The sequence below is a fragment of the Pseudorhodoferax soli genome (assembly GCF_003337555.1).
GTDB classification, from domain to species: domain Bacteria; phylum Pseudomonadota; class Gammaproteobacteria; order Burkholderiales; family Burkholderiaceae_C; genus Pseudorhodoferax; species Pseudorhodoferax soli.
Window position 1 is genome coordinate 288,656 of the sequence record NZ_QPJK01000007.1, and the last position, 13,728, is coordinate 302,383.

Here is a 13,728-nt window from a genome sequence, read left to right on the forward strand (position 1 = left end):
GCCGGCCGGTCGGGCTGCAGCACCGGGCGTTCAGGCGGAACGGGCCACCATCGGCCGGCTGCGCCACATCTGCAGCAGCTGCAGCAGCATGACCACGGCGAACACCACGAAGACCACCCCGATGCTGGCCTGCAGGCGCGGGTCGTCTGGGCCGGTGAACAGCGGCGCGCCCACGGGCAGCCGGGTGAAGGTCTCGTTGAGGCCCGGCACCATGTGCAAGAACAGCGTCAACGTCCACAGCAGCGTCTGCGCATACCGCCACCACGCGGCGCGCAGCGGCAGCAGCGCCACGCCCACCACCAGCAGTGTCAGCACGCCCAGGCCGTGGCCTGCGTTGAAGCCGCCGTGGCGGAAGATGCCGAAGCTTGTCAGGCATGTCAGCACCGTGGCCCAGAGATAGATGCGGCCCAGCCCGCCGCGCGGGTCGATCGCGCCGCCACGCAGCAGGCTGTGCAAGCCGGTCCAGAGCGCAACCAGGCTGATCGCCGTGTGCACGAGGCCGAGGGGCGTGAGTCCGAACATGGGCAGCTCCGTTGTGTCGATGTTGTGGGGAGGCAGCCTGCCGGTGAATCCACCAGGCATGTGGCTGCGCCGGCATCGTGCCACGGCCCCAGCGCTTGCGCCAGACCCGCCGGTGCCGCATGGCGCACGCGGATAGACTGGCCGGTTTCCAGATTTCCACGCAAGCTGACGATGTCTTCTGCCATTCCCCTGCTCGTGCTGTGCCCCCTGCAAGCCGAGTACATGCAACAGTTCCGCGACCGCTTCGAGACCATCGAAGCCGGCGACGATGCACGCCGTGCCCAGGCCATCGCCGCGCACGGCCCGCGCATCCGCGCGGTGCTGACGATCGGCACCATCGGCCTGACGGCGCTCGAGATCGCCGCGCTGCCGGCGCTGGAAGTCGTGCACACGCTGGGCGTGGGCTACGAGCAGGTCGACGTGGCAGCCGCCAAGTCGCGCGGCATCGCCGTCGCCAATGCCGCGGGCAGCAACGCCACCTGCGTGGCCGACCACGCCTTCGGCCTTCTGCTGGCGGCCGTGCGGGGCATCGTGCAGATGGACGTGGGCGTGCGCCGCGGCCTGTGGCGCGACCAGCTCACCGTCTACACGCCCACCGTGAGCGGCAAGCGCATGGGCCTCCTGGGCATGGGCGACATCGGCAAGCAGATCGCCAAGCGCGCCGCCGGCTTCGACATGCCCGTCGGCTACCACAGCCGCAGCGCCAAGCCCGAACTGCCGCACCGCTACTTCGACAGCGTGCGCGCGCTGGCCGAGTGGGCCGACTACCTGGTCGTGGCCACCCCGGGCGGCGCAGAGACCAGGCACCTGGTCAACGCCGAGGTGCTGCAGGCGCTCGGGCCCAAGGGCACGCTGGTCAACATCGCGCGCGGCAGCGTGGTGGACACGGCCGCGCTGGCCACTGCCCTGCGCGCGGGCCACATCGCCTCGGCCGGCATCGACGTCTACGAGAGCGAGCCGGCACCGCCCGCCGAGCTGCTGGACATCGCCAACGTGGTCATCACGCCGCACATCGCCGGGCGTTCGCCCGAGGCGATCCAGGGTTCCGTCACGCTGGTGCTGGACAACCTGGAGGCCTTCTTCGCCGGCAGGCCGATGCCCACACTGCTTTAAGAAGCTGTGAACGGATCCCTCACGACCACGCGACGCCCATGACGGCCGGCTTGCATGGCAATCGTTGCGCCCAGAGCCTCGCCCTTCGGGCCGGGGCGCGCCAGGCCACATGCGGGCGTTGCAGGCCTTGCCCGGGCACGAGCCCGGGCGGCGGCCTGTGCCTGCGCCTGTGGCCTGGCACACCCCGTCGTGGCTGCGATCGATTCATTCACAGCTTCTGAGTCCCCGCATCAGCGGCGCGCCATCCAGGCCTCCAGCGGCCAGGGGCCGCGGCTCTGCCTGGCCGCTGCCAGCGCCAGCATCCACAGGGCCAGGCACCAGAGCACGGTCTGCAGCGTGCTGGCCGCCAGCGCCCATCCCAGTCCGGAGAACAGCACCAGGCAGAGCAGGCTGTGGCCGATGTACAGGCTCAGCGTGCGTTGGCCCAGCGGGCTGAACCAGCCGCACCAGCGCGCCCTGCCCCCGCACGAGGCCAGCGCCAATGCGGCCAGGTAGCAGGCGGCGAGCGGGATGGCGATGAAGTCGCCGAGCGCGTCGGTCCACGGGCGCCAGGCACCCGCAGGGTCGAGGGCCGCACATCCCCACCCGTGCACAGCGCCCAGCGCGAGCAAGGCCGGGCCGCTGCGCCACAGCACGCGGCGCAGCGCCCCGCGCCAGCGCGGGTGCGTCAACAGCCGCAAGCGTGCCGCGGCCACGCCGCACACCATGCACAGATAGGTGATCGGCCCGGCCATGACCAGGCTCGTGGCCAGCCCGAAGACGTAGGTGCTCGCGTTGAGTTGCAGGAACGGCCAGGCGCCCCGGACGGACGCGAAAGACGGCACATCGCCCGTATCGGGATTGGCGCCGAAGCCCACAAGGACCAGCACCCACGCCAGCTTGGCCAGCAGCGCCCAGGCCAGCGCGTGCCACAGATGGCGGCGCAGGCTGCGCCAGGGCATGTGCAGGCGGCGCAGCAGTGGCCGGCCGACCAGCGCATAGAGCGTCAGGATGTCGCCGAAGTAGACGAAGACACCGTGCGCGATGCCCAGGCCGAGCAGGCGGCGATGGCGCACCCGCCCGCGCTGCAGCGCCTCGGCCCGCCCACGCCGCCGCGCCGCCAGCCACAGCGACATGCCGAACACGAAGCTCAGCATCGCCACGCCCTTGCCCTGCAGCAGTGCGCCCACCAGGCCCTGGGCGATGGCCGCCCAGGCGCTGTCGGCGGGGCTGCGCGCACCGAGCATCGGCCCCCAGGGCGCCACGGCATAGCCGATGGCGTTCACCACCAGCACGGCCAGCATGGCGATCGCGCGCAGTGTGTCGGGAAGCTGTTCGCGGGCGCGCGCAGCGTTCACGGCGAGACGCTGGCCGCGAAGTCGCGCAGCGCCTGCCCGTGCAGGCGGTAGCGCACCCATTCGCTCTGCGGCCTGGCACCGATGGACTCATAGAAGTCGATGGCCGGCTGGTTCCAGTCCAGCACGCTCCATTCGAAGCGGCCGCAGCCCTCGGCCACCGCGATGCTTGCCAGGTGCTGCAGCAGGCGCTTGCCGGCGCCCTGGCCGCGCGCCGAAGGCAGCACGAACAGGTCTTCCAGGTACAGGCCCTTCTTCGCCTGCCAGGTCGAGTAGTTGAAGAAGTACACGGCGAAGCCGATGGCCTGGCCGTCCTGCTCGCAGATGAGTGCGCGCGACGGGCTGCCGGGGCCGAACAGGCTCGCGGCCAAGGTCTCGTGCGTGGCCTCGACCTGGTCCTCGGCCTTCTCGTAGATCGCCAGTTCGCGGATGAAATGCAGGATCAGGCCGGCGTCGGCCGTGCTGGCGTTGCGGACGGACATGCTCATTGCTTGGGGATGTTGGCGCGGGCAATGACTTCGCCCCAGCGCTTGACCTCGCGGTCCAGCTGGCTGGCCAACTGCGCCGGCGTGCTGCCCTGCGCGATGAGGCTCAGGTCCAGCAGCTTTTGTTTCACGTCGGGCAGGGCCAACGCTGCGTTGACTTCCTTGCTCAGCCGCGCCACCACGTCCTTGGGCGTGGCGGCCGGCACCGCGAGGCCGTTCCACGAGGCCACGTCGAAGTGCGCCAGGCTGCCGCCGGTCTCGCGCGCGGCGGGCGTGTCCGGCAGCAGCGCGGTGCGCTTGGCGCCCAGCACCGCCAGCGGCCGCAAGGCCTTGGCGTTGATCTGCGACATCAGCGGCCCGAGGATGTCGAGCATGGCGTCGAGCTGGCCGCCCCGCACCGCGGTGATCACGGGCGGCGTGCCGTTGAACGGCACGATCTGCGCGTCGATGCCGGCCGTGCTCTTGAACAGCTCGGCCGCCAGGTTCTGCGTGGTGCCGATCTGCGGCGTGCCGATGTTGAGCTTGCCGGGGTTGGCCTTGGCATAGGCCACGAGCTCGCCCAGCGTCTTGAAGCGGCTGTCCTGCGCGACCACGATACCGAGGTCGAAGCTGGCCAGCATCGAGACCGGCGCGAAGTCCTTGGCCGTATCGAACGGCAGCGACTTGAACAGCGCCGCGCTGACCGCCGTGCCGCTGGACACCAGCAGCAGCGTGTGGCCATCGGCCGGCGACCGCGACAGCGCCTCGCCCGCCACGATGCCGCCCGCGCTGGGCCGGTTGTCGATGACCACGGGCTGGCCCAGCGCATCGGCCAGCTTCTGGCCCACGGTGCGCGCCGTCAGGTCGGCCGCGCCGCCCGCGGCGTTGGGCACGAGGATCTTGAGCGGCTTGCTGGGGAAGGCCTGGGCGCGTACGCGCAGCGGCCACAGGATGGCGGCGGCCGATGCCGCCAGTAGGTCACGTTTGGTCCACATGCCGAACCCCCCTTCGATGAAGCTTGAAATGGAAAATGGAAATGCCGCACTGTAGCCGCATGGCTACAATCGATCGATGTACAGCGTCCTCGAAACCGAGCAGTTCTCTGCCTGGCTGATGGGTCTCAAGGATCGCACCACGCGCGCGCGGCTGCAGTTGCGGCTGCGCAAGGCCATGCTCGGCAACCTGGGGGACCACAAGTCCGTCGGCGGCCAGGTATAGGAACTGCGCGAGAACTTCGGCCCTGGCTGGAGGTTGTACTACACGCTGCGTGGCACGACGCTCATCGTCGTGCTGGCGGGCGGCGACAAAGCCTCGCAGGCACGCGACATCGAACGCGCCAAAGCCATGGTGCTGGAGCTTCCGGATGGCCAATCTCAAGACCCGCCCGTTTGACGCAGCCCACTACCTGCGCGACGAAGCCGACATGGCCGCCTACCTGCAGGCTGCCATCGACGATGGAGACCCGGCGCTGCTGGCAGCCGCGTTGGGCGATGTTGCCAAGGCACGCGGCATGTCGCAGCTGGCGCGCGACACCGGCCTGTCACGCGAGAGCCTGTACAAAAGCCTGTCGGGCGAGCGCGCGCCCAGTTCCGACACGCTGTTCAAGGTGCTCCATGCACTGGGCTTGAAGATCACCCTGTCGCCCATCGAGACCGGCTCCTGAAACACGCGCCCTCAACGCACCACGCCCAGCAACTGGTCCAGCAGCGCCGGCTGCGCCCGCAGCTCTGCCGCCCCTCCGCGGTGCACCACGCTGCCGCGGTCCAGCACCGCAGCGTGGTCGGAGATCGCAAGGATCGCCTGGGGATGCTGCTCGACGATGATGGCCGACAGCCCCTCCTCGCGCGTGATGCGGCCGATGGCCCGGAGCAGCTCTTCCACGATGATGGGCGCCAGGCCCTCCAGCGGCTCGTCCAGCAGCAGCAGGCGCGGATTCAGCACCAGCGCGCGGCCCACCGCCAGCATCTGCTGCTCGCCGCCCGACAGCTGCGTGCCCAGGTTGCCCTTGCGCTCGGCCAGGCGCGGAAACAGTTCGTAGACGCGCGCGGGTGTCCACTGCGGCGCATGGCCGCGCGCCGGCCGCGCCACGGCGGTCAGGTTCTCGTGCACCGTGAGCGACTTGAAGATGTTGCGCTCCTGCGGAACCCAGCCGATGCCGGCGGCGGCACGCTCGTGCGAGGGCAGTTGGTGCAACGCGATGTCGCCCAGCCGGATGCTGCCGGCATGCTGGCGCGTGGCCCCGGCCAGCGTGTTCATGAGCGTGGTCTTGCCGGTGCCGTTGCGGCCCAGCAGCGCCAGCGTCTGGCCCTCGGGCAGCGACAGGCTCACGCCAGTCAGCACCACGGCTTCTCCGTAGCCGGCCGACAGGTTCTCGACATGCAGCAGCTCAGCCATGGACGGCATCTCCGTGTCCCAGGTACACCGCCTTCACCTGCGGATCGTTGGCGATCTCCTCGGGCGTGCCTTCCGTAAGCAGCGTACCGTTCACCAGCACCGTGATGCGCCTGGCGAAGTCGAACACCAGGTCCATGTCGTGCTCGATCAGCAGCACCGACACATCGGCCGGCAGCGCGGCCACGGTCTGCAGCAGCTCCTCGCGCTCGCCGGGCGGCACGCCGGCCACGGGCTCGTCGAGCAGCAGCACGCGCGGCTCGCAGGCCAGCGCAATGGCGATCTCCAGCAGGCGGCGCTTGCCGTAGGCCAGCACCTCGGTCCGCTGGTTCATCACGTCCGTCAGGTGAAACTGCTCCAGCAGTTCGGCGCAGCGCTCGGCCACGCCCGCCTGCGCGCCCAGCTTGTGCCACCCCCTTGCGCCGATGCCGCGCTGCTGCGAGACCACCATGGCCAACGTCTCCAGCGGCGTCATGGTGGGGAACAGCTGGCTGATCTGGAAGGTGCGCACCATGCCGCGCTGCACGCGGGCGTGCGGCGCCATGCGCGTGATGTCCTCGCCCAGCAGCGTGATGCGGCCCTCCGATGGCTCTAGCACGCCTGTCAGCAGGTTGATCAGTGTGGTCTTGCCCGCGCCGTTGGGGCCGATCAGCGCGTGGCGCGCGCCCTTCTCCAGGTGCAGCGTGACGTCGTTGGTGGCGGTGATGCCACCGAAGCGCTTGACCAGCTTGTCGGCCGAGAGAACAACGTCCTTGGCGATCTCGCCCATCACGCGCCCCTCCGCTTGCCGAACCAGGTCCAGGGCCTGAGCAGCCGGTCGCGGCCCACTTGCACCAGCACCACCAGGAACAGGCCCAGCCAGAACGTCCAGTACTGCGGCGTGATGGAAGCCAGCACGTCGTACATGAGCTTGAACACGATGGCGCCCACCACGCCGCCGTACAGCCAGCCGGTGCCGCCCACGATGAGGATCAGCATCACGTCGGCCGAGCGGTGGAAGTCGAAAACGTCCAGCGAGGCGAAGCCCGTGGTCTGCGCCAGCAGCGCCCCCGAGGCACCCGCCAGCGCCGCGGCGATGGTGTAGGCCACGGCGATGCGCGACGCGACCGGGATGCCGATGGCGCCCGCGCGCAGCCGGTTGTCGCGGATCGCCTTGAAGCTGGCGCCCAGCGGCGAGTGCACGAGCCGGCGCGCCAGCACGAAGCCGACGAGCAGCACCGCCAGCGAATACCAGGCGGCCGTGCGGCCGTACATGTCGAACTCGAAGCGGCCCAGCACCGGGCCTAGCACCACGCCCTGCAAGCCGTCGGCCCCGCCGGTCAGCCAGTCGAGTTTGTTGGCCAGCTCCATCATGATCATGCCCACGCCCAGCGTGACCATCAGCCGCGTGAGGTCGGTCCCGCGCACCACCGTGAGCGAGCACACGGCCCCCAGCGCCGTGGCCGTGGCGATGCCGAAGGCCAGGCCCACCAGCGGATCCGGCATCACATGCTTGGCGAACAGCGCGGCCGCATACGCGCCCATGCCGAAGAACGCCGCATGGCCCAGCGAGACGATGCCGGCATAGCCCAGCACCAGGTCGAGCGAGACGGCGAACAGCGCCACGATGGCGACCTCGTTCACCAGCAGCGCATTGGGCAGCAGCAGCGGCATGGCGAAGGCCAGCAGCCACAGCACGGGCTCCCAGGGCCGCATGCGGCTGATGCGCAGGATGGAGGCGCGCGCGTCGGTCGTCATTTGGACGCTCCCTTGCGCACGAACAGCCCCTGCGGCCGCCAGATCAGGATCACGATCATGAGGCTGTAGACGATGAAGGCCCCCATCTTGGGGATGTAGTACTTGCCCGCCACGTCGGCCACACCCAGCAGCAGCGCGGCCAGCAGCGGGCCGGTGATCGACGCCGTGCCGCCCACCGCCACGACGATCAAAAAGTACACCATGAACTTCAGCGGGAACTGCGGGTCCAGCCCCAGCACCTCGGCCCCCAGGGCGCCGCCCAGGCCCGCCAGGCCCGAGCCCACCGCGAAGGTGGCGAGGAACACGACGTTGACGTTGATGCCCAGGCCGGCCGCCACGCGCTGGTCGTCCACGCTGGCGCGCAGCCGGCTGCCGAAGCGCGTGGACGAGAGCACGTACTGCAGGGCCAGCGTCAGCAGCGCGCAGACCACGATGATGAACAGCCGGTAGTGCCCCATGCCCAGCGTGAGCGCGCCGCTGCCGAACTCGCTGCGCCCCTTGAGCCACTCGGGCAGCTGCATGTTCTGCTGCGTGGAGCCGATGAAGTAATCGACTGCCGCCACGGCCATGAACACGAGGCCGATGGAGAACAGCACCTGGTCCAGGTGCGGGCGCTGGTAGAGCGGGCGGTACAGCGTGCGCTCCAGCAGCGCACCCAGCAGCGCCGGCACGATGAAGGCCAGCGGCAGGCAGGCCAGGAAAGGCCAGCCCGCGCGCTGCATCAGCAGCACCGTGGTGTAGCCCCCCACCATGGCGAAGGCGCCGTGTGCGAGGTTGATGAAGTTCATCAAGCCCATGGTCACGGCCAGGCCCACGGCCAGGATGAACAGCAGCATGCCGTAGGCGATGCCGTCGAAGAGGATGGTCAGCATGGAATGGAAGGAAAAGGATGGCGGCCCGCCGCGCAGGCCACCACCCAGCCGCTCAGGCGCGGCTTACTTGGCTTTACCCGGGTCCTTGACGTCCTTGATGACGTCGAACTCCACGTTGAACAGCTGGCCGTCCTTCTTCTCGACCTTGCGCAGGTAGATGTCCTGCACCACGTCGCGCGTCTGCGCGTCGATGTAGATCTTGCCGCGCGGGCTCTCGAAGATCTGGCCCTTCATGGCCGCGACCAGGGCCTCGCCGCCGCCCGCGCCCTTGGTCGAGCGCAGCGCCTCGTAGATCACGCGCATGCCGTCGTAGCCGCCGACCGCCATGAAGTTGGGCCGCAGGTTCTTGTTGGCCTTCTGGAAGGCGTCGACGAACTTCTTGTTGAGCTCGGACGGGTGCGCGGCCGAGTAGTGATGCGAGGTGACCACGCCCAGCACGCCGTCGCCCATGTCGTTGAGCTGGTCGTCGTCGGTCACGTCGCCGGTGCCGATGAGCTTGATGCCGGCCTTGTCCATGCCGCGTTCGCTGAACTGCTTCATGACGGCCGCGCCCGCGCCCGAGGGCACGAACACGAAGAGTGCGTCGGGCTTCAGGTCACGCACCTTCTGCAGGAAGGGCGCGAAGTCGGGGTTGCGCATGGGCACGCGCAACGCCTCGATCACCTTGCCGCCGTTGTTGACCATGCGCGCGTTGAAGAACTTCTCGGCGTCGATGCCGGGGCCATAGTCGGACACCAGCGAGACCACGGTCTTGATGCCGTTCTTGGGCGCCCAGTCGGCCAGCGCGACCGAGGCCTGCGGCAGCGTGAAGCTGGTGCGCACGACGAAGGGCGAGGCCTCGGTGATGCTGGAGGTGGCGGCTGCCATTACCACCAGCGGCGTCTTCGATTGCGTGGCCAGCGGCGCGACGGCCAGGGCCGAGGGCGTGATGCCCATGCCGGCCAGCACGTTGACCTTGTCGTTGACGATGAGCTCCTGCGCGAGCCGGCGCGTCTGGTCGGGCAGGCTGGTGTCGTCCTTGACGATGAGCTGCACCTTCTTGCCGGCCACGGTGTCGCCGTTCTGCGCCATGTACAGGCGCGCGGCGGCCTCGATCTGCCGGCCCGTCGTGGCCTGCTGCCCGGTCATGGGCAGGACCAGGCCGATCTTGAACACGTTGTCCTGGGCCATCGCCGGGGCGGCCAGGCCGGCCAGCGCGGCCGCGGCCAGGGTCAGCGCCGTGCGGCGGCTCGTCGGTGCTTGCATGTCATCTCCTTCATTGGTCTTGGAATCGAACGGGTTGGTCGCCACTTTCGGTCGCGCATTGTGCGATAGCTTCAGGGCACCGCCGCGTCTTTGCGCGGCCTGCCGCGGCGCCGCGGCGCGGCTGTGGCTTCGGCCGCGGGCTCGGGCAACGTGGCCTCCGGCACCACCAGCCGCACGCCCGGCGCGCGGCCCGGCAGCGGCGCGGCCATGGCCTCGCGCAGGTTGCGCTGGGCGATGCGCGCGTGCTCGCGCAGGATGGCCTCGGCACGTGCGCCCTCGCGCCGCGCAATCGCGTCCAGCACCTGGCGGTGCTGGTCCTGCGCCACGATCAGCATGTCGCGCGCCTGGGGCGCGTGGGCCTGCTGCACCACGAAGGCCGAGGGCGAGGCGAACGGCAGCCGCACCACGCGCTCGAGCTCGCGCGCCACCACGGCGCTGCCGGCCATGCCGTGCAGCAGGTGGTGGAACAACTCGTTCGCCGCCACGTAGCGCTGCCACTGCGCATCGTCGAGCGCGCTGTGGCGCAGCACCGCGTCGATCTCGTCCAGCGCCGCGCCGGCCTGGGCCAGCGCCTCGGCCGGCGCGCCGCGCTCGGCCGCCAGCCGCGCCGACAGGCCTTCCAGCGTGCCGCGCAGCTCGATCGCATCGGCCACCTCACGCTCAGAGAACACGCGCACGGCGTAGCCACCGCCAGGCAGCGCCTGCAACAGCCCTTCCTGCTCCAGGCGCAGCAGCGCAGCGCGGATCGGCGTGCGCGAGACGCCGATGCGCTCGACCAGCGCCACCTCGGCGATGCGTGCGCCGGGCGCCAGTGCGCCGGCCAGGATCAGCTCGCGCAGGCGCAGCTGGGCGCGCAACGACTGCGATCCGCCAACGTCGCCAGCCTCGCGACCGTCTGGGTCTATGTATACATTCATCCGAGTAATTCGCTATGAAACATCGATTCTGACCAATAAATTGGGATGGCGGTATACATTAGAACCCTAATTAAACCCCACGGAGACCGCATGTTCCCGCGCAACACCTGGTACGTCGCCTGCACGCCCGACGAGATCGACGCCAAACCCCTGGGCCGCCAGATCTGCGGCGAGCACATCGTGTTCTACCGCGCCGGCGACGGCCAGGTCGCGGCGCTGGAAGACTTCTGCCCGCACCGCGGCGCCAAGCTCTCGCTGGGCAGCGTGTGCGAAGGCCAGCTGGTCTGCGGCTACCACGGGCTGGTGATGGGCTGCGACGGCAAGACCGTCTCCATGCCCGGCCAGCGCACAGCGGGGTTCCCGAAGATCCGCGCGTTCCCGGTGGTCGAGCGCCACGGCTTCATCTGGGTCTGGCCGGGCGATGCCGCGCTGGCCGACCCCGCCGCCATCCACCACCTCGAATGGGCCGACAGTCCCGACTGGGCCTACGGCGGCGGCCTGTACCACCTCCAGGCCGACTACCGGCTCATGATCGACAACCTGATGGACCTCACGCACGAGACCTACGTGCACGCCAGCAGCATCGGCCAGAAAGAGATCGACGAGGCGCCCGTGGGCACCAAGGTCGAGGGCGGCCAGGTCGTCACCAGCCGCTTCATGGAGAACGTGATGGCCCCGCCCTTCTGGCGCGCCAACCTGCGCGGCAACCACCTGCCCGACGACCAGCCGGTGGACCGCTGGCAGGTCTGCCGCTTCACGCCGCCCAGCCACATCATGATCGAGGTGGGCGTGGCGCTCGCGGGCCAGGGCGGCTACCACGCGCCCGCGGAGCAGAAGGTCTACAGCATCGTGGTCGACTTCATCACGCCGGAGACGGAGACCTCGCACTGGTACTTCTGGGGCATGGCGCGCAACTTCAACGTGAAGGACAAGGCGCTCACGGCGCAGATCCGCGAAGGCCAGGCCAAGGTCTTCGCCGAAGACACGGCCGTGCTCGAGGCCCAGCAGCGCAATCTCTCGCTGCACCCGGGGCGCCGGCTGCTGATGCTCAACATCGACGCGGGCGGCGTGCAGTCGCGCAAGCTGCTCGACAAGATGGTCGCGGCGGAACAGGCGGCGGCAAGCCCTGTCGCCCAGGCGGCCTGAGATGGACACGATCACCGTCAAGGTCCTGCGCAAGACGCAGGAGGCACAGGACATCGCCAGCTTCGAACTCGCGCGTGCCGATGGCGGCCCGCTGCCGGCATTCAGCGCGGGCTCGCACATCGATGTGCAGATCCCCGGTGGGCTCACCCGCCAGTACTCGCTGTGCAACGACGACCAGGAGTCGCACCGCTACCGCATCGCCGTGCTGCGCGATGCGGCCTCGCGCGGCGGCTCGCAAGGCATGCACGAACAGGTGCGCGAAGGCGATGTGCTGACCATCAGCACGCCGCGCAACCACTTCCCGCTGGTGCGCGCCGAGCGCACATTGCTCCTGGCTGGCGGCATCGGCGTGACGCCGCTGCTGTGCATGGCGCAGCGCCTGGGGGCGCTGGGCGCAGACTTCGAACTGCACTACTGCACGCGCTCGGCCGAGCGCACGGCCTTCCGCGCCGAGATCGCAGCCGCGCCCTTCGCCGATCGCGTGCACCTGCATTTCGACGATGGCGATGCGGCGCAGAAGCTCGACGCCGCGCGCCTGCTGGCTGCGCCCGCGCCCGGCACGCACGTCTACGTCTGCGGCCCGACGGGCTTCATCGACCACGTGGTCGGCACGGCCGCAGCGCAGGGATGGGACCAGGCCAACGTGCACCTCGAGTACTTCGGCGCCGCGCCGCAGGACACCAGCGGCGATGGCAGCTTCGCCGTGCGCATCGCCAGCAGCGGCCAGACCTACACCGTGGCCAAGGACCAGAGCGTGGTGCAGGCGCTGCTCGCCCATGGCATCGAGATCCTGACCTCCTGCGAGCAAGGCGTCTGCGGCACCTGCGTCACGCGCGTGCTGGAGGGCGAATGCGAGCACCGCGACCTGTACTTCACAGACGAGGAGAAGGCGAAGAACGACCAGTTCACGCCGTGCTGCTCGCGGGCGAAGAGCGCGGTGCTGGTGCTGGACTTGTAGCGCGGCCCGCCACCCTCATTCGAGCTGCAGGCCGATCTCCTTGACGAGGGCGGCCCAGTCGCGCAGGTCCTGCGCGATCGTGGCCGCGAACTGCTCGGGCGTGGTCTGCGGCAGATCGCTGAAATTCAGCTCGCGCATGCGCTGGACCACGACCGGGTCCTTCAGCGCCGCGTTCACCGCTTCGTTGAGCTTGTTCACGATCGCCGGGGGCGTCTTCGCGGGTGCAAGCAGGCCGTACCAGGCGTAGTTGCGGAACGGAAAGCCGGCCTCGTTCATGGTCGGCACGTCGGGCAGCATCGGCAGGCGCGAAGGGCCGCTGTTGGCCAGCGCCTTGAGCCTGCCAGAGCGCACCATCTCCACCGTCGTGGACGTGTCGGCGAAAGCCGCATCCACCTGCCCACCCATCAGGTCATTCACACAGGGGCTGCTGCCCTTGTACGGCACGTGCACCAGCTGCATGCCGGTCTGCTTCTTGAGGCTTTCCATGGCCAGGTGGCCGCCCGAGCCGGCGCCCCACGAGCAGTAGCTCAGCTTGTCGGGCCGGGCCCTGGTGTAGTCGACGAACTCCTTCAGCGTCGTGACCGGCAGGTCTTTGCGCACCAGCAGCAGGTTGCCGCCGCGGCCGATCTGCGCCACCGGCGCGAAGTCCTTCGCCGGATCGTAGGACAGCTTCTTGTACAGGCTGGGATTCACGACCACTGCGGCGGCGTAGGCGAACAACAGGCGGTAGCCGTCGGGCGCGGCCCGCGCGCCGGCTTCCACGCCCAGGATGCCGTTGGCGCCGGGCCGGTTCTCGACCACGAAGCTCTGGCCCAGCCGCTTGCCCAGCGCCTCGGCCACCACGCGCGCGATGGTGTCGGTACCGCCGGCCGCGGCCGTGGGGACCACCAGGGTCACGGGCTTGTCGGGATAGGTGTCGGCCACTGCTCCTTGCGCGGCCTGCGCGGCTTGGGCCGCCAGAGCGGCGCAGGCCACCAGCGCCAGCGGCGCCCAGCGTTTGAACCAGTGCTGCATGTCTCGTCTCCGTGT

Annotated in this window: 17 protein-coding genes; 6 read left to right on the top strand and 11 right to left on the bottom strand. The window is 69.6% G+C overall.

Translation table 11 applies throughout. The features are described from left to right. Window positions 1-30 precede the first annotated feature (30 nt). Window positions 31-522 (bottom strand): DUF2306 domain-containing protein, encoded by a 492-nt coding sequence (locus tag DES41_RS24415; protein WP_114470265.1) that lies wholly within the window; start codon window positions 520-522, stop codon window positions 31-33. Window positions 523-693: 171 nt separating this feature from the next. Here DES41_RS24415 and DES41_RS24420 point away from each other — a divergent pair, with 171 nt between their 5' ends. Then, the gene (locus tag DES41_RS24420; protein ID WP_114470266.1) at window positions 694-1,635 is read left to right on the top strand and encodes a 2-hydroxyacid dehydrogenase; all 942 of its coding nucleotides are present in this window, start codon (window positions 694-696) and stop codon (window positions 1,633-1,635) included. Between the two features lie 230 nt (window positions 1,636-1,865). Here the strand turns inward: DES41_RS24420 and DES41_RS24425 are convergent, their stop codons facing one another. From DES41_RS24425 to DES41_RS24435, 3 genes are read right to left on the bottom strand one after another with little or no spacing between them, the layout of a single operon-like run. Beyond that, window positions 1,866-2,972, bottom strand: a complete 1,107-nt coding sequence (locus tag DES41_RS24425) for a DUF418 domain-containing protein (protein WP_170168285.1) — start codon at window positions 2,970-2,972, stop codon at window positions 1,866-1,868. Next, window positions 2,969-3,457 carry a GNAT family N-acetyltransferase gene (locus tag DES41_RS24430; RefSeq protein ID WP_114470268.1) on the bottom strand — a complete coding sequence of 163 codons (489 nt, stop codon included), beginning with the start codon at window positions 3,455-3,457 and terminating at the stop codon, window positions 2,969-2,971. The genes DES41_RS24425 and DES41_RS24430 overlap by 4 nt, the downstream gene beginning before the upstream one ends. Beyond that, on the bottom strand, window positions 3,454-4,428 hold the full coding sequence (locus tag DES41_RS24435) for a tripartite tricarboxylate transporter substrate binding protein (protein WP_114470269.1): 975 nt from the start codon (window positions 4,426-4,428) through the stop codon (window positions 3,454-3,456). The genes DES41_RS24430 and DES41_RS24435 overlap by 4 nt, the downstream gene beginning before the upstream one ends. A gap of 76 nt (window positions 4,429-4,504) precedes the next feature. Between DES41_RS24435 and DES41_RS39750 the strand changes: the two genes are divergently transcribed. Genes DES41_RS39750 through DES41_RS24445 form a run of 3 tightly spaced genes read left to right on the top strand, consistent with a single transcriptional unit; the run spans window position 4,505 to window position 5,096 of the window. Further along, complete coding sequence (locus DES41_RS39750) at window positions 4,505-4,651, top strand: type II toxin-antitoxin system RelE/ParE family toxin (RefSeq protein WP_342769684.1); 147 nt, start codon at window positions 4,505-4,507, stop codon at window positions 4,649-4,651. A gap of 33 nt (window positions 4,652-4,684) precedes the next feature. Further along, window positions 4,685-4,825, top strand: a complete 141-nt coding sequence (locus tag DES41_RS39755; RefSeq protein ID WP_342769685.1) for an addiction module toxin RelE — start codon at window positions 4,685-4,687, stop codon at window positions 4,823-4,825. Further along, window positions 4,797-5,096 (top strand): addiction module antidote protein, encoded by a 300-nt coding sequence (locus DES41_RS24445; protein WP_114470270.1) that lies wholly within the window; start codon window positions 4,797-4,799, stop codon window positions 5,094-5,096. Before DES41_RS39755 ends, DES41_RS24445 begins: the two co-directional genes overlap by 29 nt. Before the next feature lie 11 nt (window positions 5,097-5,107). Here DES41_RS24445 and DES41_RS24450 read toward each other — a convergent pair whose 3' ends face one another. From DES41_RS24450 to DES41_RS24475, 6 genes are all read right to left on the bottom strand, one after another. Next, on the bottom strand, window positions 5,108-5,827 hold the full coding sequence (locus DES41_RS24450; RefSeq protein ID WP_114470271.1) for an ABC transporter ATP-binding protein: 720 nt from the start codon (window positions 5,825-5,827) through the stop codon (window positions 5,108-5,110). After that, window positions 5,820-6,593 (bottom strand): ABC transporter ATP-binding protein, encoded by a 774-nt coding sequence (locus DES41_RS24455; protein WP_114470272.1) that lies wholly within the window; start codon window positions 6,591-6,593, stop codon window positions 5,820-5,822. Before DES41_RS24455 ends, DES41_RS24450 begins: the two co-directional genes overlap by 8 nt. After that, entirely contained in the window at window positions 6,593-7,561 is a 969-nt protein-coding gene (locus DES41_RS24460; RefSeq protein ID WP_114470273.1) for a branched-chain amino acid ABC transporter permease, read from the bottom strand. Before DES41_RS24460 ends, DES41_RS24455 begins: the two co-directional genes overlap by 1 nt. Further along, the gene (locus DES41_RS24465) at window positions 7,558-8,433 is read right to left on the bottom strand and encodes a branched-chain amino acid ABC transporter permease (protein WP_114470274.1); all 876 of its coding nucleotides are present in this window, start codon (window positions 8,431-8,433) and stop codon (window positions 7,558-7,560) included. Before DES41_RS24465 ends, DES41_RS24460 begins: the two co-directional genes overlap by 4 nt. A 63-nt stretch (window positions 8,434-8,496) precedes the next feature. Then, window positions 8,497-9,678: an ABC transporter substrate-binding protein gene (locus DES41_RS24470; RefSeq protein ID WP_114470275.1), complete on the bottom strand. Its 1,182-nt coding sequence runs from the start codon at window positions 9,676-9,678 to the stop codon at window positions 8,497-8,499. Between the two features lie 71 nt (window positions 9,679-9,749). Beyond that, window positions 9,750-10,595, bottom strand: a complete 846-nt coding sequence (locus DES41_RS24475; protein WP_114470276.1) for a GntR family transcriptional regulator — start codon at window positions 10,593-10,595, stop codon at window positions 9,750-9,752. Between the two features lie 90 nt (window positions 10,596-10,685). Here DES41_RS24475 and DES41_RS24480 point away from each other — a divergent pair, with 90 nt between their 5' ends. Both DES41_RS24480 and DES41_RS24485 read left to right on the top strand, forming a co-directional pair. Continuing rightward, on the top strand, window positions 10,686-11,741 hold the full coding sequence (locus tag DES41_RS24480) for an aromatic ring-hydroxylating oxygenase subunit alpha (RefSeq protein WP_114470277.1): 1,056 nt from the start codon (window positions 10,686-10,688) through the stop codon (window positions 11,739-11,741). A gap of 1 nt (window position 11,742) precedes the next feature. Then, window positions 11,743-12,699 carry a PDR/VanB family oxidoreductase gene (locus DES41_RS24485; protein ID WP_114470278.1) on the top strand — a complete coding sequence of 319 codons (957 nt, stop codon included), beginning with the start codon at window positions 11,743-11,745 and terminating at the stop codon, window positions 12,697-12,699. Window positions 12,700-12,714: 15 nt separating this feature from the next. Here DES41_RS24485 and DES41_RS24490 read toward each other — a convergent pair whose 3' ends face one another. Then, window positions 12,715-13,713, bottom strand: a complete 999-nt coding sequence (locus DES41_RS24490) for a Bug family tripartite tricarboxylate transporter substrate binding protein (protein ID WP_114470279.1) — start codon at window positions 13,711-13,713, stop codon at window positions 12,715-12,717. Between the last annotated feature and the right edge of the window lie 15 nt (window positions 13,714-13,728).